The sequence below is a fragment of the Paenibacillus sp. 19GGS1-52 genome (genome assembly GCF_022369515.1).
Classification (GTDB): Bacteria; Bacillota; Bacilli; order Paenibacillales; family Paenibacillaceae; genus Paenibacillus_AQ.
Genome location: NZ_CP059724.1, coordinates 3,414,869 through 3,433,272, shown reverse-complemented (window position 1 = coordinate 3,433,272; position 18,404 = coordinate 3,414,869). Strand labels below are relative to the sequence as shown.

Annotated in this window: 15 protein-coding genes; 2 read left to right on the top strand and 13 right to left on the bottom strand. The window is 45.7% G+C overall.

The features are described from left to right. Window positions 1-43: 43 nt before the first annotated feature. The 10 genes from H1230_RS16120 to H1230_RS16075 all read right to left on the bottom strand — a co-directional run bounded on the left by H1230_RS16120 (window position 44) and on the right by H1230_RS16075 (window position 13,956). Window positions 44-1,252 (bottom strand): response regulator, encoded by a 1,209-nt coding sequence (locus H1230_RS16120; RefSeq protein WP_239710592.1) that lies wholly within the window; start codon window positions 1,250-1,252, stop codon window positions 44-46. Beyond that, complete coding sequence (locus tag H1230_RS16115) at window positions 1,249-3,015, bottom strand: sensor histidine kinase (protein ID WP_239710591.1); 1,767 nt, start codon at window positions 3,013-3,015, stop codon at window positions 1,249-1,251. Before H1230_RS16115 ends, H1230_RS16120 begins: the two co-directional genes overlap by 4 nt. A gap of 77 nt (window positions 3,016-3,092) precedes the next feature. Then, window positions 3,093-3,917 (bottom strand): carbohydrate ABC transporter permease, encoded by an 825-nt coding sequence (locus H1230_RS16110; RefSeq protein ID WP_239710590.1) that lies wholly within the window; start codon window positions 3,915-3,917, stop codon window positions 3,093-3,095. 17 nt (window positions 3,918-3,934) lie between these two features. After that, window positions 3,935-4,825, bottom strand: a complete 891-nt coding sequence (locus H1230_RS16105; protein ID WP_239710589.1) for a carbohydrate ABC transporter permease — start codon at window positions 4,823-4,825, stop codon at window positions 3,935-3,937. A gap of 111 nt (window positions 4,826-4,936) precedes the next feature. Next, a complete protein-coding gene (locus H1230_RS16100) occupies window positions 4,937-6,307 on the bottom strand; it encodes an extracellular solute-binding protein (RefSeq protein WP_239710588.1) in 1,371 nt (456 codons plus the stop codon). A gap of 316 nt (window positions 6,308-6,623) precedes the next feature. After that, window positions 6,624-8,825 carry a DEAD/DEAH box helicase gene (locus H1230_RS16095; RefSeq protein ID WP_239710587.1) on the bottom strand — a complete coding sequence of 734 codons (2,202 nt, stop codon included), beginning with the start codon at window positions 8,823-8,825 and terminating at the stop codon, window positions 6,624-6,626. Further along, the gene (locus tag H1230_RS16090) at window positions 8,822-10,141 is read right to left on the bottom strand and encodes an ATP-binding protein (RefSeq protein WP_239710586.1); all 1,320 of its coding nucleotides are present in this window, start codon (window positions 10,139-10,141) and stop codon (window positions 8,822-8,824) included. Before H1230_RS16090 ends, H1230_RS16095 begins: the two co-directional genes overlap by 4 nt. 9 nt (window positions 10,142-10,150) lie before the next feature. Then, entirely contained in the window at window positions 10,151-11,731 is a 1,581-nt protein-coding gene (locus H1230_RS16085; RefSeq protein WP_239710585.1) for a TerB N-terminal domain-containing protein, read from the bottom strand. A 165-nt stretch (window positions 11,732-11,896) separates the two neighbouring features. Next, window positions 11,897-13,099, bottom strand: a complete 1,203-nt coding sequence (locus H1230_RS16080) for an MFS transporter (protein ID WP_239717375.1) — start codon at window positions 13,097-13,099, stop codon at window positions 11,897-11,899. A gap of 89 nt (window positions 13,100-13,188) precedes the next feature. Next, entirely contained in the window at window positions 13,189-13,956 is a 768-nt protein-coding gene (locus H1230_RS16075; protein ID WP_239710584.1) for a DUF1836 domain-containing protein, read from the bottom strand. Window positions 13,957-14,071: 115 nt separating this feature from the next. Between H1230_RS16075 and H1230_RS16070 the strand changes: the two genes are divergently transcribed. Beyond that, on the top strand, window positions 14,072-15,385 hold the full coding sequence (locus H1230_RS16070) for a hemolysin family protein (protein WP_239710583.1): 1,314 nt from the start codon (window positions 14,072-14,074) through the stop codon (window positions 15,383-15,385). A gap of 127 nt (window positions 15,386-15,512) precedes the next feature. Here H1230_RS16070 and H1230_RS16065 read toward each other — a convergent pair whose 3' ends face one another. Together H1230_RS16065 and H1230_RS16060 are read right to left on the bottom strand one after the other, a co-directional pair. Then, window positions 15,513-16,019, bottom strand: coding sequence for a GNAT family N-acetyltransferase (locus tag H1230_RS16065; protein WP_239710582.1), 507 nt, complete (start codon window positions 16,017-16,019; stop codon window positions 15,513-15,515). 24 nt (window positions 16,020-16,043) lie between these two features. Further along, window positions 16,044-16,397 carry a VOC family protein gene (locus tag H1230_RS16060; RefSeq protein ID WP_239710581.1) on the bottom strand — a complete coding sequence of 118 codons (354 nt, stop codon included), beginning with the start codon at window positions 16,395-16,397 and terminating at the stop codon, window positions 16,044-16,046. 152 nt (window positions 16,398-16,549) lie between these two features. Between H1230_RS16060 and H1230_RS16055 the strand changes: the two genes are divergently transcribed. After that, a complete protein-coding gene (locus H1230_RS16055) occupies window positions 16,550-17,896 on the top strand; it encodes a TrkH family potassium uptake protein (protein ID WP_239710579.1) in 1,347 nt (448 codons plus the stop codon). Window positions 17,897-17,970: 74 nt separating this feature from the next. Here H1230_RS16055 and H1230_RS16050 read toward each other — a convergent pair whose 3' ends face one another. After that, entirely contained in the window at window positions 17,971-18,249 is a 279-nt protein-coding gene (locus tag H1230_RS16050) for a hypothetical protein (RefSeq protein WP_239716982.1), read from the bottom strand. Window positions 18,250-18,404 lie beyond the last annotated feature (155 nt).

Sequence of the window (18,404 nt, the reverse complement as noted above, 5' to 3'; positions counted from 1 at the left end):
AAAAAGAAGCCAGTGCCGATACCCATCGGTGCTAGCTTCTTTGTTATTGCTGAGATGTCCCATTGGCCATGTGAATATTAATGTTCTGCTGCTGCCGATACTCTGTAGGAGTTAGCTGGAATCGTTTACGGAACATTTGAGTGAAATGCCGCATGTCCTGATACCCTACACGTTCAGCAATTTCTGCCAGCTTCAGCTTAGGATTTAACAACAACAGCTGCGCTTGTTCCAGTCGCAGAGAAGTAACATATTCTTTATACCCCTGGCCTGTCTTCTGCTTGAACAATTGGCTGAAATAAGCCGGATTCAAGAACACTACAGACGCCATCTTCTCCAATGTGAGATCCTCGTAATAGTGCTCCTTAATATAATGGAGAGCAACGTCAATGGCTTTCTCGCTGCTACCTTTTATAGGTTCTAATTCAAAGGCTTGCGAAGCCGAGGCTTTCCTCATCCGCGTCACTACTTGCGGAACCGTATTGAAATCTAAACATAAGCCGGAATGAATAATCTGGAACGGTATCTTCAAATAATGCTTCAGATGAACCATGATCTCTTCTTGAAATTGCTCAATCTGAAAGTCATCTTTGAAAGTGACCAGTCCTAGCAGACTTTGCCGGTCATAGCTGACAACAAAACCGCCCCCGCGCTGCTCGATCAGTTCTGACAACACATTTTCAACAATAAAATGCTCCAAGCGGATACTTTTATCTCCGTCATCCAATTGCACCATAATTAAATAATAGTTGTGGAAGTCTTCCACAAAAGAGGCAATGTCGAGATTTCCGATATCGAGTCCAGAGGCTAAACGCTGAAATACGCCTTCCCGCAGAAATTTCAGGCTTACTTTCAGTCGTTCACCTTTCTTGGATAATTCAGTATCCTGTTGGATTTCTACAGCAAGGTTATTGATGATCTCAAGCAATCGATTTTTACCGATCGGCTTCAGTAAATAATCTTTTGCTCCGAGACGGACAGCCTCTTGCGCGTAGGAGAACTCACTGTGCGCCGAAATAACGACCCATTTTACATAGGGATACCGACGTTTGGAAATCTTCATGAACTCCAAACCGTTCATCCCCGGCATTAGAATATCGGTCAACACGATATGAATTCGTTGTTCTTCCATAATTTTGATAGCTTCTTCAGTGGAAGCAGCCACAAATATTTCATATTCCGGACAAAGTTGTCTGATGCTTCGCTTGATACCTTCCCGAATGACTCGTTCATCGTCAGCAATCAGAATGTTCACGAATGTATTTCTCCTTCCGTTGGAATCGGCAGCACTATGGCAACCTGTGTCCCTTCTCCCGGGAAACTTTGAATTTGCAGACCATAACTCTCTCCGAACATATGTTGAAGTCTGCTGTGCAGGTTCTGGAGTCCGATTCCATTTTTGCCCGACTCTTTGGGACTTAGCCCATAAAGAGAGTCACGCATACGATTCAGTTGTTCTTCATCCATGCCGACACCATTATCTTCAACAATAATTTTTAGGGAAGAGCCTTCCTCTCGGGTGTACAGCTTCAGGATTCCCTGACGACCCAATGATTCCAGGCCATGTTTGACCGCGTTCTCAATGACAGGCTGCACTGTCATCTTGGGAATACGTATATTTAAAAAACGCTCGTCAATATCCATCACAATTTGCACCCGGCCTTCTAACCGGATGGAGATAATTTTTAAATAGTGGCCGATCTGTTCCAATTCTTCATGAAGCGTTACCTCGACCCCGTCTTCCCACTGGCTACTGTACCGGAACATCGAGGAAAGTGAGAGCACGAGCTCACCCAGCTGCTCATTGCCCTCCTCATCTAGCATCCAATAGATCATATCCAGTGTATTGTATAGAAAATGAGGATTCACCTGAGATTGCAGCGCATGGAGCTCAGCATTCTTCTCACTAACGGAGGAGAGCTTCACCCGTTCAATTAACTCTTCAATTCGGATAACCATTCGATTGAACGAAGCAACAAGAATATTGATCTCCTGATAGGAAGACACATTCACCATTCCACGAAAATTCCCGATCTCCACCTGTTTCATCTCACGAATCAGCTTCTTGAGCGGCGAGGATATCGTCTTAGATACGATGGAAGCAATCAAGGTGGATACAAGTATAAGTATGGAGATCACAATCAGCAGATAACGCTTCATCTCCACCAGTTCCACATTCAAATCACGGTTAGGCGTTATACTTAATAGCCACCAACCGGAAAAAGACAGCTTGGAGGCGACGATCAGACGCCCCTTCTCTTGCTTAACAACAACATTGCTGGAATTCTGCAAAGAAGGCAAAGTCTTCAGGTCTGGCGCCGGATCTGTAGATGACGATACAAAACGACCATCCGGAGACATCAGATAAACCTGACTATGCTCGCCGATCTTCAGATTATCCAAGGCATCCAGCACAGGCTGAGGATTCGTTTCATACAGCACGATCCCAATCGGCTTATGCTCATTCAGGTCATAGATTTGCCGACCAAAGGCAAAGACCGGACTGTCTTCCACTTGATCTATGAGAGAATGCTTATACACGCCAAGCCAGACCATTTTGCCCGAAGAAGCCTGAATCTGACGATACCACTCCTCGGTCTTGTAGTTTGGGTCCATCACATTCAAGTAGTTTCCATAATTATAAAGTTTCCCTTTATCAGAAATAACGTGAATACCAATCAGGTCATCGCGTGAATAGAAGATGGCACCGATAATATTCGTAATCGTTTGCTCATTAATATAGGCTACTGCTGGTTCATCTGTTATTTCATTAAGCAAACGAATCATCTCGAAATTATTGCTGAGCGACTTGGAAAGACTATCATAACCCTTATACAGTAAACTGAACAATCCGGCCGTTTGAGCGACATTTTTCTGCGATAGATCACTAATCTTCTCATGAATCTGCACCGTGGTCCGGCTATAGTACAGCAGACTGACAATCAACAGAATTCCTGACATGCAAAAAAGGAACAGCATGAACAAACGATGGTGTATGGAATGAAAGCCATTAAGCATTGGACTCTCCTCCTCTCAACATCCTGTCCTGCCGTTCCTTTATTATAAAGCTATTACGATTTTGTTTGCAATGAAGTTTATCCTTTTACTGCCCCAGCCACCATACCTTTTGTGATTTGGTTGGAAAGGAAGAAATAGATCAAGATAACCGGTAGCGCGCCCATAACTAGGAAGGCACCGATATCTCCGTAGTTGACTGAATACTGGCTGACGAAAGTATAGACCCCGAAAGGCAAAGTCTTCAGCTTCTCCGAAGAAATAAAGGTTGCTGCCAAAATGTATTCATTCCAAATGTTAATGAAGGTCAGAATACATACAGTCATTACTGGTGGAACCGAAACCGGAAGAATAATACTACGGAAGATCCGGTAAATATTAGCTCCGTCAATAAACGCCGATTCTTCGATTTCATGAGGGATAGCCTTCATAAATCCAGTTAAGATGAATACGGCAATTGGAGTAGAGAACGCAACGTAAGGTAAGATCAATGACCAGTGCGTGTTAAGTACATGAATATGTTTGAAGATGATCATCAGCGGCAACAAAGTGGCCTGCATAGGAATCATCATTCCCATTAGGAAGATCGTCATGACCATATTTCCGTACTTCCAGCGGAACCGTGAAATCGCATAAGCTGCCATCGAAGCCAGTAGAATAACGAAAATCATGGTTACACCCGTAACGAAAACGCTGTTGGTGAGATACTTCAAATAGCTTCCTGATGTATAAGCCTCGGAGTAGTTATGCCATTGAATAGCTTTTGGAAAGGAAAAAAAGCTGCCATCCATAATCTCTTCATTGGTTTTCAAAGAATACAGTACCAACCAAAGCAAAGGATACAATTGGGTTACTACAGGGATTGCAAAAAGAAGATACACGACTCCTTTTTTTAATTTCGACATGTTCGCGCACTCCTTTCTTAAGTGTATTTTCTCTCGAGTTTATTGAATATGGTATTAATAAATGCGGTAAAGACAAGGCAGACAACAACCAGGAAGGTAGCAATAGCACTGCCGTACCCGTACTTGAAGGACATAAAGGAACTGTTATACATATGTGTGGAGATTACATCGGTCGCATGCGCCGGTCCGCCGGCTGTCATTACCATTACCAGATCGAAAGCCTGCAGGGAACCGATAAACGCCAGGATAATAGATATTTTAAAGATCGGAACGATCAGCGGAAGTGTAATATAACGATCCGCTTTGAATCCATCCGCTCCGTCGATTTTTGCCGCTTCATAAAGTTCATCCGGTATATTCTGTACCCCGGTATACTGAATCAGCAGATGGTAACCAAAATACTGCCACAGAGACACTACATAAAGTGCGAACATGGCGATCTTGGGCTCGGTGAGCCAGTTGTGTGTCCAACTGTCCAGTCCCAGAGAAATCAGAACTCCGTTCAACATGCCTCCCATGGAGGCTGGGTTGTAGATCGTTTTCCAAAGTTGTCCGATGATTACAACGGATAGAATAACTGGTGTGAAATAGATCGATACCAAGGTATTACCCTTTTTCAAATTGCGGTTAAGTAAAATTGCCATTCCAAGACATAATGGAATTTCCAGCATGGATGCTACGGAGTACAGCAATGTTCTTTTTACCGAAGGCCAGAATACTGGGTCATGAAAGAACATTTCTTTAAAGTTGCCAAAACCGATAAAATGCGCTGAAGTAAGACCATCCCACTTCAATAAGCCTGTATACAATGAAACCAATATGGGAACAAACACAAGGCACACATACAAGAGCAGACATGGCACTATGAAGACGGCTATTGTGCGTGCTGGTACCTTAAGTACTTTCATCTTTCCCGCCTCCTAAACAAGCAGATTCTTTTTTTCTATCTCTATCATAATTCGATGCGAAGAAGCTTGGATCAGCTTGCTTCGCATCGATTAAGTCAATCATTCGATTACTTATTTATTAGCTTCAAATGCAGTTTGGTGTTCTTTGGCAACTGTAGCGGAATCTACTTTTTGTACGAATAGATTTTGAATGCTGCTCAAGTGTACTTGTGATGTTGCTGGGTTCATCGTATTGTCAAAAGATAGGTCGCCGCCTTTAACTTGGTTGAACAGACCGGCAACAGTGATAGCCAGATCAGAGTAACCAGCAGCTTTCAGGTCTCCATCAACTTTTTGTCCCAGACCTACAGCATTTTTAAGCTCAAATTGTTTTTTAGGATAACTCGATGCGAAGAAGTTGAGGAAATCTTTAGTTTCCTGCAGGTGTTCGCTGTTAGCGGATACCGCAAACGCACTACCTGGTGCAAGCATGAATTCATTTGGATCGCCTTTACCGTCTACTGTAGGGAATTGGAAAGCTCCAACTTTACCAGCTACAGAAGAAGCGTCAATTGCGCCAGTTTCCCAAGTACCGATTACCCACATAGCTGCTTTACCGGATTTGAAGATGTTACCGCCCGCATTGGCATCGATGGAAGTTGCACCGTCAGGGAATGCGCCAGCTGCAACCAGTTTCTGGAATGCATCAACTGCTTCAACGAATGCTGGATCTTCAAATGTTTTCTTGCCGTCTACAACGTCTTTCAGGAAGCCAGGGCCGCCGTTCGTACGAAGCAGGATATTCATGAACAGGAATGAACCAGTCCAGGAATCTTTTTCACCGATTGCCAGTGGAGTGATGCCTTTGTCTTTCAGGAGTTTAACGTCCTGGAGCAATTCATCGTAAGTTGTCGGAGGTGCTGCAATTCCAGCTTGGGCGAACAGATCTTTGTTGTAGTACACAACTTCGATATTGTTGCCATCAGGAAGTGCGTACACATTGTTGTCAAAGCTGTAATAGTCGAGCAAGCCTGCCTGGTAAGTATCTTTCAGTCCGTTTTGATCGAGCATGTCGTTCAGTGGTGAGAACAATCCTGCATCTACAAAAGGCTTCATTTGTGCAGCCGGGTTAACGATCGTGATATCAGGAATTTCTTTAGAAGCAGCTTGTGTTTTCAATTTCACTTTTTGCTGATCTGTATTCAAAGTATCCAGTTCAATGGTTACGTTCGGATGAGCTTTGTGATACTCGTCAGACAGTTCATGAATCATTTTGTAAGCTGGTGTCGCAGGGTCAGGATAAATATTTTGGAAAGTGATAGTGACCTTTTTGTCACTTGCAGTGTTTGCTGGAGCAGTTGTTGCGTTATCAGGTGCCTTTGTTGCGGCGTTAGTACTGGTGTCGGCGTTGTTGTTGTTTGAATTTCCACAAGCCGCTAAACTTAGTGCCATTGCAGCTGATAATGCAAAAGTAGCTGATTGTTTAACTCTTTTTTTATCCATTCGTTAATGCCCCCTGTTATTGATGTTTTAGTGATAGGTTTATTATCATTCTTTGAAGCGCTTCCATCAAGGCGGGAAATGTAGGTTTAAGGTTTGTTTTTTCTAGGTATGTTAAATTTATTCATAAAGTTACTTGCGCAATTAAAACGGATGCCTCCCGCCATGGATATATAACCTCGCGGGAGGCATGCTTATTTCAATCGCACTCATGTTGTGATTTTCTCACAGAAATTAAATAAATATCCTCTTTCATTACATCTTTATAATGCTCGCCATCCATGGATATTGAGGTTCAGCGAATCTAATATATCAGCAATCAGGAAGTAGGCTGCCGCCATTGCTTCAGCACATGAGTTAACCCTGGAACATCAAGTCCATCTATTGAAAATGCCTTACGCAGTAGTTCGTGCGGAATGAACTCATCATACTTTCCGAGATAAGGCGCTTCATCCTTAGATAGCAGAGACAAAGGATCTGTCGCGGCGGCACTCTCTGCAAGGATCTCCGCTTCCAGTGTATCTGCATCCGTGCTCCCCGCGACAACCATATAATACGGTTCCATCGGTACAATCGAACGGAGTTTGAGTGTACCTTTCAGATTGTTCTTAAGCAGACGTTCCAAGGTGCGGAACTGCCGGCTTCCCGCCCAAGGCAGGATGAACATCGAATCACCGCCCGCTGGCAGAACAGACCGCGTAAGCAAGCCGCTCTCTTTGGCCAGACGGCGAGCCCGTTCCAGCCGTGCTGCCGCACTTGGGGCCAAATAAGAGTAGAGGGCAGTCTCCCCGAGAACTTCACGGATCTTCGTCATAATACGGGTATGTACATCCCCTCCCGTTCCAAGCCATAAGGTATCCACTTTACCACGGGAGGTTTTGACGTACACTGCTTTATGACGAGTGTCTACCTCTTCGACCTTCCATAGCTTGCCAGCTAAGGTGAAGCAGTAGCCTGGAGGCGGAACCGTGGTAATGGAGCCAATTTCTTCAGTTCCGTTATAAACGACATGCTCCTCATCGTCCTTGAATACCGCGTAGAAGCGGAAGTTATTGACGATCTTTTCACCAGCCAGCCCAATGAGCAGATTTCCCTCGTCCATCCGCTCAATCTGTCCCATCCCCAACATGTAGGTCATAAAAGTCTCATAGTCTTCAGGATCGATTCCTTGGAAAGATGGCAGGCTTAGCACAGCCTCTCTTAAATCGTCTGGCTCTGCTTCGCCCATGCTCTTCAAAATACTCATCGTCTGGTGATAGAGTAACCCGACAGGCAATTGCCGTACGACCAGCGGTTCGACCCATTTCTCTTTGACGTACAGCTCAATGACCGCAATCGCTCGCAACAGGCTCCAAGGCATGCGGGCAGGCAACTGCGCTTCCTCATCCTCTTCCTCTGGTGTCACGAAGATCATCTCGGATGCTGCGCCATCGCGGCGGCCGGAGCGTCCCAGCCGCTGTACGAAGCTGGCGCAGCTATAAGGTGCGCCAATCTGCAGCACACGCTCCAGATCGCCAAGATCGATGCCAAGCTCTAAAGTCAGCGTTGCGGCGGCGACTGCAGGACCTATGCCTTGTCGCAATGCTGCTTCCGTCTCTTCACGCAGCATTGCGGAAATGCTCCCATGGTGAACGTGAAATACATCTCGTTCTCCGCGTTTTGCGGCTATCCGCCGCATTTCCAGAATAGCACTCTCGGCATCCGAACGGCTGTTAGTGAAGATTAGTGCCTTCTTAAGATGTGTATGATCGTATATGAAATCGAAATAAGCCCGTTGGGCTCGTTCTAAATGTTCTGCCTGTACCTCATCCCGCGCGTCCGGGAAAGAGAAATGCTCCACGCTCAGCCGCAGCTTCCGACCGCCTTGCGGAGCAGATACTTCTACACTTTCTCTCGTTCCTGCTCTCAGCCACTCTGTCACTGAAGCGTAATCACTTAGGGTAGCGGAAAGTCCGATTCTGCGCGGAGTGCAACCGGCCATCCGTGAAATTCTCGCCAGTTGGCTGAGTACCTGTATCCCGCGATCCGCTCCCATGAACGCATGTACCTCATCGACTACGATGAATCGTAAATCCTGGAACAAGGCCGGAATGGCATTCGGACGGTTCATCAATAAGCCTTCCAAAGATTCCGGTGTGATCTGTAAAACTCCGGAGGGATTCTGCATCAGCTTTGTCTTATCCGCCTGTGGCACATCCCCATGCCAATGCCAGACCGGAATATTGCCTTCACGAAGCAAATCATTTAGTCGTGTAAATTGATCATTGATCAGCGCTTTAAGTGGAGCGATATAGAGTATCCCGACAGAGGTAGAAGGCCGTTCATAGAGCTCGGTAAGCGCGGGGAAGAATGCCGCTTCTGTCTTCCCCGAAGCCGTGCCAGAGGCAATCAGTAGATGATGTGGTGTGTCGAACAGCACACGGCAGGCATCGACCTGTGCCTCACGCAATGTCTCCCAACGGTTCTTATATATAAACTCCTTAATGAAAGGAGCCAGCCGATAAAATGGATTGTCGCTCATAATTCAAACTCCGCCAGAAACCCGTCCAGCTCACTTTGTTCAGCATCGGCGGGAGTTGAGGTTCGTTCGCCAACAAGCTTCTCGAAAGAGATTTCCGGATGCTGGCGCAGAGTATGCAGCAGATCCATGAAATCCCGCACGATCTCTCGCGGAGTAAGCAGTTCGTCCGCACCCAATCTCCCCACAGCCTCCTCCATAAAATGCACCAGCTGTTCCTGACTCAGCAAGGCAACATATCCATAATGCAGGGCATGAATATCTCTTAGCTTAGTAAGCAGCACCAGAATTTCTTCATGTGAAAGCATATCCAGCGCAATAATAGGCCCAGTGAAATTATTCATGCTCGTTCCGCCATAACGGCCCGCTACTAATCTGGATCGCAGTGCCTCATAGCTGAACAACCCACGCCGTGAATCTTCTACGAATTGTGGAGTTCCCCCTAGAAAAATCCCCAGACTCTCGGCCTTGCCTTGCATCGTATCATTAAACATGGTGAGCAGCTTCTCATAGTTGCTCTGACGTGAGATGCTGTTAGTGATTTTATATAGATTAACACCCTCATCAATAAACAACAGCAACCCTTTATAGCCGATGGCAGCCGTGAATTCGGCCCACAGCTTCATATACTCATACCAGTTATCGTCGTCGATAATAACACCTACACCCAGTGCTTTCCGCGCTTCGGTACGGGTGGCGAATTCACCGCGCAGCCAGCGTAGCGCATCCTGCTTCAGTTCGTCATCAGCCAGCTTGTGGGCATTCCAGTATGAAGCCAGCACTTTGGCAAAATCAAACCCGTGCACTAGTCCCCGCATCTCGGAGGTTACCGCATATATCCGCTTCTCTACCTCTTCACCTAACTGTGGCGCATCAGGACTATATCCCTGTTCTTGCATAACAGCCTGCTGCAGCGAGAAAATCCATTTCTGCAGGATGATCTCCAGCGCCCCACCGTCCGGACGTGTTCGGGTGGATAAATGGCTCATTAGCTCTCGATATGTAGAGAGTCCTTGCCCCTTTGTCCCCACCAGCCGCCGTTCCGGCGAAAGATCAGCATCCGCAACTACAAAGTCCCGATCCATGGCATAGTTACGGATAATCTGCAAAAGAAAGCTTTTACCACTGCCAAATTTGCCGGTAATCAACTTGAAGGCGGCTCCGCCTTCGGCGATATTGTCCATATCTCTTAAGATGGCTTCTACCTCAGGGCGGCGTCCAACAGCTATATGCTCCAGTCCAATTCGCGGGACTACACCGGCGGTCAGCGAGTTAACGATTGCTGTTGTCATTCGTTTTGGTATTTTCAATTCATTCATCGTAGTCGGTCACCTCTTAATATATACAAGCATAGGCACAAATTCCTCGGCAATCTCTTCCCCGTCGATTAGCAGGTCACCGAGATTGTCCATGGCAAGTTCATTTATCTCATCGATCAGCAGCTCCGGCATAGTTCCGCTCTCAGCAGCCAACTGCTGTATCGTCATCAATCCATTATCACTCTTCAGGGTCAGCAAGGCTTCCCGCTGCAGCGGACTGAGCGCAGCCGTAAATTGCTCCCATTCTGTAACAGCACCTGCTGGAGTACTGGCAGGGTCGGTTTCTGCAACGGGCTCAAATACAGGTTCTTTATCGTGCGGTTCCTCTTCGAGGTCAGTGATAGGAGCATCACTCGCAGTAGAACTTACAGCAGACTCATCGGTCTCAGAAATAATATCCTTATCATTAACGGTAAGCAACGTTCGAACAATCTCAGAGTCGGTCTGGAGACGTTCCAGCTTACCCTGATCAATTACGACCACCGGACCTGCCTCCTCCTGCTTGAGCTTATGGAACTCCCGCTGCAGAAAGCGTGTCACCAGACTGGACATATCGTCGTCTACATTAATCCCTTTAAGTCTTCCCCTATATCCCAGCAGTTCCCGCAGCTTATTCTCAGTTAGGCGGAACAGGCGTGTAATGAGACTGCGTAGCGGTACGGATTTACTGATGCGTACAACGGGTACAAGCACAGAATACCCATATAATGAAATGTCATATACCGCACTGCGGAATAAAAAACGTTCGCGCAGCACTGGGGGGGCAGGCGGAAACATTTCGAGCAGATTCGATCCGTGTTTTCGCGTTACGTAAGCGTCGATCAAGGCAATAACCTGCGGAATATATAATTCAGCAGCTTCTTTACCCTCGCCCATGTAGAATTTGGACTTGCTAATATCATAATCCGACATAGCTGTTAATACGGCAAAGGACAGCTGCTCAGGAGCAGAAGACAGACAACGCATTAATTCAAGCTCAGCTAGATCTCCGGCAAGTCCGCGTGAACGGGCAACGATTACTGAAAGCGGAACATCGAGCTTATGGACAAAGGAGAAATCAGCGATCCAACCGCCAAGATATTGATCCAGCCGTTTGTATTTATCGCGATAAGCTTCCCATAATTGGCATAGCTGCCTATAACCATCCGTAGGCTCTTCCCAGCCCACTCCATTGATAAGTTCGTATACATGCAGAAAAATATAAGAAAGATCCGTCTTATGGAATCTGCCCTGCCTTACTTCAGTACGCCAATAGAAATACCAGTTGCTCTGCGCACCTGTCATATGACCATAGGTAGGCCAATAGCTCTTAAAAGGAACAAACAGGGCCGCCACAGTTTCGCTTCGCTGCACCAGTTCTTTAGCCCGCAGCACGAATTGACCTTCCGTTGTAGTTACAGGTTCCTGGGTGGTCTCTATATCCCATAATTTCAGTTGTACGGTATCGTCAGAGGTTGACTTTATTCTATTAGTAGATGACTTCTGTGGCGGTGCTTCTTCAGCGGAATTTCGTGGAGGGATGGCCACATTCTGTTCCACGCTTTCCCAGACCAATTCAGTGAAATGCGGTTGCTTCCCTTCATTACTCATATTCCATCACCCCATTCTGGAAAAGAAAAGTAAAAAACGGTCCTGTTCACAGTTGTGAAAGAACCGTTTTGCACTTCTGTCGAATTCATCCGAAAAACTTCTCATATCTGTAATAGTAGCATTGTTGGTAGAACAACTTCAAGTAAAGATAACGAAGAATTCACTCTATAGAAGTTCCGTTCCTTTGGTTTCTTTACCCAGGAACAGTACGGCTAACGCGCCGATAATAATCGTCACGAAAAATATCATAAAGATAGAGCCGATGGCCATTTCACGCCCGACTAGCACCCCGACCAATAGAGGAGCAATAATGCCGCCAATCCGCCCAAAAGATGTCGCCAAGCCTGCTCCCGTAGAACGGATAGCAGTCGGATACAACTCCGGTGTATAGGCGTACATCCCTCCCCAAGCCCCGAGATTAAAGAAAGATAGGCAAATTCCCGCCGCCAGGAGCATTCCTTCCGTCGTAGCATTTCCGAACCAGGCGGCACTAACCGCCGTAAATAATAGATAGACTACAAGTACAAACTTACGTCCGAATTTCTCTATCAAATAAGCAGCTGTAAAATATCCAGGCAGCTGAGCCAAGGTCATGATCAGTACATACTCAAAGCTTCTAACCAGACTGAAGCCCTTGAGGACCATCACCGTAGGAAGCCACAGAAACATACCATAATAGGAAAAGACAACAGTAAACCACAGAATCCAGAGCATAATCGTCGAACGACGATATTCTGCCGACCAGACAGCAGCTATACGGTTGCGCAAAGAGACTGGAGCTTTCTTAATCTCGGCAAACCGTGGAGAATCATCGATCGCGCGCCGTAAGTATAGAGCATATAAAGCCGGAACCGCACCAATCGCAAAAGCAATCCGCCAGCCGTAATCAGGTATAATGAAGAAAGCGATTAAGGCAGATACGATCCAGCCCACTGCCCAGAAGCTCTCCAACAGGACAACGGCCCGCCCTCTCTCGGCTGCAGGCATACTTTCCGAAACTAAGGTAGAAGCGACTGGCAGTTCACCACCTAATCCAAAACCAGCCACAAACCGCAGCACACATAATATCGCGAAGCCAGCGGCGAAAGCAGATAATCCACTAGCCACAGAAAAAATCAACAGCGTCCACAGCAGCACAGGCTTCCGTCCGAAACGATCCGCCAGAATACCTGCTGCCGCAGCACCTGCGGCCATCCCTAAAGAGTTAATGCTCGTCAATAGCCCGATCTGCTCCGGTCCAAGTTTCCATTCCTTTGCCAGAGCGGCAACTACAAAAGATATCATCCCGACGTCCATCGCGTCGAACATCCAACTCAAGCCTGCGCTAAAGAGCAGCTTTCTTTGCTTGGGATTCCGCAGCAGCGTCATTTGATTCACCTTCAGGACCTCACTTTCCATCTCCATCTATTAAAGCTATCTACAGCTTGTTTCTCTTACACATTCTAAAATTGCCGTGCTCAAAAATCAAGGAATAACGCCGCATTAAAGTATTGTCTAGCGAGCGCTTGAAAATAACAGGTCTGCACAGATATTGCCGCGATGAGCAACATGTTATGAACAGCCTCACTTTGTGTTCGTGTGAGATGGGTCAGTCTCATCATTATTTTTCGAGAGGAAGCCCCCAGAAGACTATCTTCCTTTACAGAATATTTCTGGTGTAAGCTGCGTTCATCCAACCCTTGGACTTGTTGGGAAGGATCACGCTTGATCTCTTCAAAAAGACTGGCGTATGCATAGTACAACTGTGCGGGCTCGATCAAATCATCATCATCCCGTTCTGGCTTCAGGAACAACATTCGAAACAGCTGGCGAATACTCTCAAAATCTAGCGCTGCCTTCAGATCATCAATCATAAACAGCAGCGCTGCCTGATTAACCGAATATTTCTTCCCTTCATTTGGCGAGCCCAGGTATTCCTTAAAATCACGTTTCACCCAATTTTGCATAGCAGTTACAGAAAGTGTGGAATACTCTATAAGGTGGCCTAATGTGGCTATATCCCCAAGGGATAAACCTTTCACGCAGCCGCCTTTAATTATTTTCTGCAGAATGGGTGGGACATATGTGGATAAAAAAGCTGGCAGGGACATGCCCTTCTGAATCTCTTCATGATGAAACTTTGTCCAAGCCTCCTTTAGAATATGTAACGGCTTCTGGTCTGAAAGCCCAGCCAGTGAATGCAGCAGGCAAGACATTTCTATTCGGCTTAAAGTGAATGCTTCCATATTGGATAGCCCTCCCTATTTGATATTTCATTGAAAAGTTCGTAGAATAGGTTCATAAGAACTCATAATTTGAGTATAACCTATTTTATAGAACGAGAGGGATGGTAAAGATTTTATGGGTATAGGACTTAGTTTGATGTTGGTGGTCATTTTGATTATTTTAACCGCTTTTTTTGTAGCTACGGAATTTGCATTGGTAAAGATTCGAGGAAGTCAGGTTAGCCAATTGGTCATTGACGGGCGCAAGAACGCATTAGCAGTTCAACGTGTGGCTGCCAATCTAGATGGATATTTATCCGCTTGCCAATTGGGTATCACAATTACGGCGCTGGGAATTGGTGCGCTTGCGGAGCCAGCCTTCGAACATTTACTGCTTCCTTTTTTTGATTGGAGCGGTATTAATAGAAGCCTTTCTCTTCCTCTTTCTTTTGCCTTAGCTTTCTTTATTGCAACATTTCTGCACGTCGTAGTTGGAGAACTTGCTCCAAAGACCGCAGCTATTAATAAACCGGAAGAAATTAGTCTCTTTACGGCTCCATTGATCATTTTGTTCTACAAAATCCTGTATCCTCTCATTTGGCTCCTAAACGGCTCTGCCAATTTATTGGTTCGTGTGTTTGGAATGAAGCCTGCCAGTGAGCATGAGGAAGCGCACTCCGAGGATGAGATTCGCCTGATCTTGTCCGAGAGCTATGAGAGCGGCAAAATCAATAAAGCAGAATACGGTTATGTTAACCGAATCTTTGCTTTTGATGAAATGTTAGGCAAAGAAATCATGGTTCCCCGCACAGACATGGTATGTCTTTATAGCAATAATTCACTTAAAGAGAATTTCGATATTATCCGTAAGGAGCAATATACGCGCTTTCCCATTGCCGAGGGCAGTAAAGATAATATCATTGGGATGATTAATACGAAGCAGCTGTATTTACAGTACGACAACAATCCGGATTTCGATTTTAAAAGCTTGATTCAGCCGGTCCTGACCGTATCTGAAGTCACACCTGTCAAGACGCTATTAACCCGTATGCAGCTCGAGCGTGTGCATATCGCTCTCTTGCTGGATGAATACGGCGGGACCTCCGGTCTGATTACCATTGAAGATATCCTGGAAGAAATCGTGGGCGAAATTCGTGATGAATTCGACGGGGACGAACGCAAAAATGTAGAAAAACTGAGTGAGTTCAATTATTTGTTTGACGGCAAGGTTTCTCTGCTTGAGATTAAGCAGCTAACGGGGCTGGATTTCGATGATGCAGAGGTCACTACCGTAGGCGGATGGTTATATAGTCACTTGCCTGATCCAGCTGTGGGTAAGAGCATTATCCTTAATCATGTAAAGCTGACCATTCGTGAGATGAACAGGCACCGCATTCGTAAGGTCGAGCTAGTTATGGAGCCTGCTGGTACTGCAAAATCGTCACTATAGATGTAATAAAAAAATCATACGCTAATCATAATAAAACAGGCGTTCCGTCAGCGGAGCGCCTGTTCTGTTATTCAATTTTCGAGACATAGCTCTCACCTTCTTCTAAAAAAGTCTGTCTATTATAAACCTAGTCCAGAATTTTACTCATGTAATACTCGTCTACCCATTGTCCATCTACTCTAAGTGCTTTTCGCTTAGTTCCTTCGATCTCGAAGCCACTTTTGGTGTATAAGGCCAAGGCTCTTTGATTATGAGTCATGACCGAAAGCTCGAGACGACCTATTCCACTGCCTAAAGCCCAGGTATCCAATTCCCGGAACAATCCACTGCCGATGCCCATGCCCTGGAATTGCTGCAGAATCCCAATTACTATATAAGCAGTATGCCGGTTGCGGTTCACGCTTCCCCCTCTGGCAGACATAAAACCAGCCAGGCGTCCATCTGCCTCCGCCCCAATTAAGATTGAAGTTTCAGCCTCCACAAAACCCTCAATCATCTCTTCTACCTTCTGTATGCCTGTCTGCCTCTCCTCGGGCTCCAGAAGCATGAAGCTTGATTCCAGGTCCAATCGATGCTGAAGACTAAGCAGTTCACCAGCGTCCTCTGGAACAAGCTTCCTCAACGTAACAATCATATGTCACACTCCCTGAATCAGTCTTTAGATACGGCAAATCATCAGGACATTCCCGTCCGGGTCCTTGAAGTTAAACCAATGATCATGCTCAATATCCGTTAGAATCTCCGCTCCGCTCGCTTTTACAAAATCATATGCAGCATCAATATCTTCAGTAAGCAGATGAAAGGCAGGTACATTTAAGACCGATTCTGAGGTGAAAATCTTGCTGTCCAGCACTATTCCCGGACCCTTCATGGGAACCACATACAAATGCCCGAACAGCACCTCTCCATCGAGCGGCAGTCCGAGCAAGCTGCAATACCATATCTTTGATCTTTCAATGTCACTAACCGAAATGAAGACAGCGCCAATCTGATTTACAATCGGACTTGTCACAGTAAGTAAACCTCCTCTTTATAGTTGCAGGGTGGGATATACTCTAAACCAATTCGATATAATATGTCAATTCCCTTCTCTTGGAGAAGCTATAAACAGTTGTGTTATACTCTTGTCAGCATATTTCTAATAAAAACGTCAGGAGAATATCATTGGCCAACCTAAACTTCGGCGACTTACGACTGACACCGCCCAAAATATTGTCGCTTGGTTTTATGTTGCTTATCGCCGTTGGAACTGCCCTATTAAGTCTGCCGACGGCATCTGTTGGAGGAAGAATCTCCTTCATTGATGCTTTGTTCATGGCTACCTCAGCAACCTGTGTCACAGGTCTTGCCGTTATTGATGCCGGAACACAATTGACCACCTTCGGACAAGTAGTATTGCTCGTGCTGTTTCAATTCGGCGGTCTTGGATTCGTAACGATGGCGACCTTGATCACCTTAGTGCTCAACAAGCGAATCTCACTAAAAGAGCGGTTGCTGCTGCAAGAATCCATGAATCAGCATTCTATGCAGGGCATCGTGCTGCTGATACGACGAGTACTGATCTATTCACTCATCATTCAACTCAGCGGAGCTATACTGCTTGCGGGAAGATTTATGGCTGATATGCCTTTTGGCAAAGCCATATATTACGGGTTGTTTCATAGTGTCTCCATCTTCAATAATGCAGGCTTTGATCTCTTTGGGGATATACACGGACCCTTTAGTGGGCTGACACGTTATGTGGAAGATCCGATTGTCAATCTAACCTCTATGCTGTTAATATTCCTTGGCGGCATCGGCTTTATTGTATTGTCTGATGTGATTGATTTCCCGAAACGAAAAAGGCTGACTCTCCATTCCAAGGTTGTCCTCTCTACCTCTGTCATCTTGGTCTTGGTCGGTGCGGCAGTATTTTTCTTACTGGAATTGAATCACACCCTGAAACCTCTGCATACGAGTGGTAAGATTATGGCTTCTTTCCTGCAGGCCATCACGCCACGTTCGGGAGGTGTCACCACCATCGAAATACCATTATTGCGTGAATCCACACAATTTCTGATGATTCTGCTGATGTTCATTGGTGCAGCACCTGGATCAACTGGCGGGGGCATAAAGATTACAACCTTTGCCATTCTGGTGACTGCTGTGTACGCCAAATTGCGGGGCAGAGAGGATATTGTATTGTTCCGCAATAGAATTGCTAAAGGGAATGTCTACAAAGCTATTACGATGACCTTACTCTCTCTGATGTTAGTAGTTATCGCAACCATGTTGCTGTCTGTAACGGAGAATGCTGATTTCCTGAGTGTGCTGTTTGAAGCCATATCCGCCTTCGGTACCTCTGGCATTACAATGGGCCTTACTACAGAGCTTACTACGTTAGGCAAGGTGCTTGTGATTATTCTGATGTTTGTTGGACGAATAGGACCCCTCACTCTAGCTTACGCACTTAAACCCAAGAATAGCAAAGAACTTTACCGTTATCCTGAAGGCAATATTACTATTGGATAAAGGTTCTAACAAAGCCAGGTAACGATCAAGCGGTGTTATTAAACCGTCAATCGTTACCTGGCTTGTTTTGGATTCTACTCTTCTTCTGGGATTTCCTGAGCATCGAGTGCTGCATCCAGCAATTGATTGTACACATCGTCATCATTTTCCAGCAAGGCATCTGTTTCTAGGAATTGCTCTTCATTCCCCGGCTCACCGGCAAAGCTGAGACTGTAATCCCATTCCGTACCTCTTGTGCTAAAAAAAGTTATTTCATATTGGGCTTTATGGTTTTCAAGAGTAAATATGGTTCTCCCTACATAACTACGGTCCTCTTTGCGGCCCATCTCCGCACTAAATATCTCAACCTTCATGCGCTTTCATTCCTTTCGTCTAATCATTCTAACTCTCACATTATATCATTGAACGGGCTGTAATTACCTCTCTTTAAGCTGTAATTGACTTTTTTCATCCGGCGGTTAATAATTTAGAGCAACGCTTGTAAAGATCTAGATTATTAACAAATGGA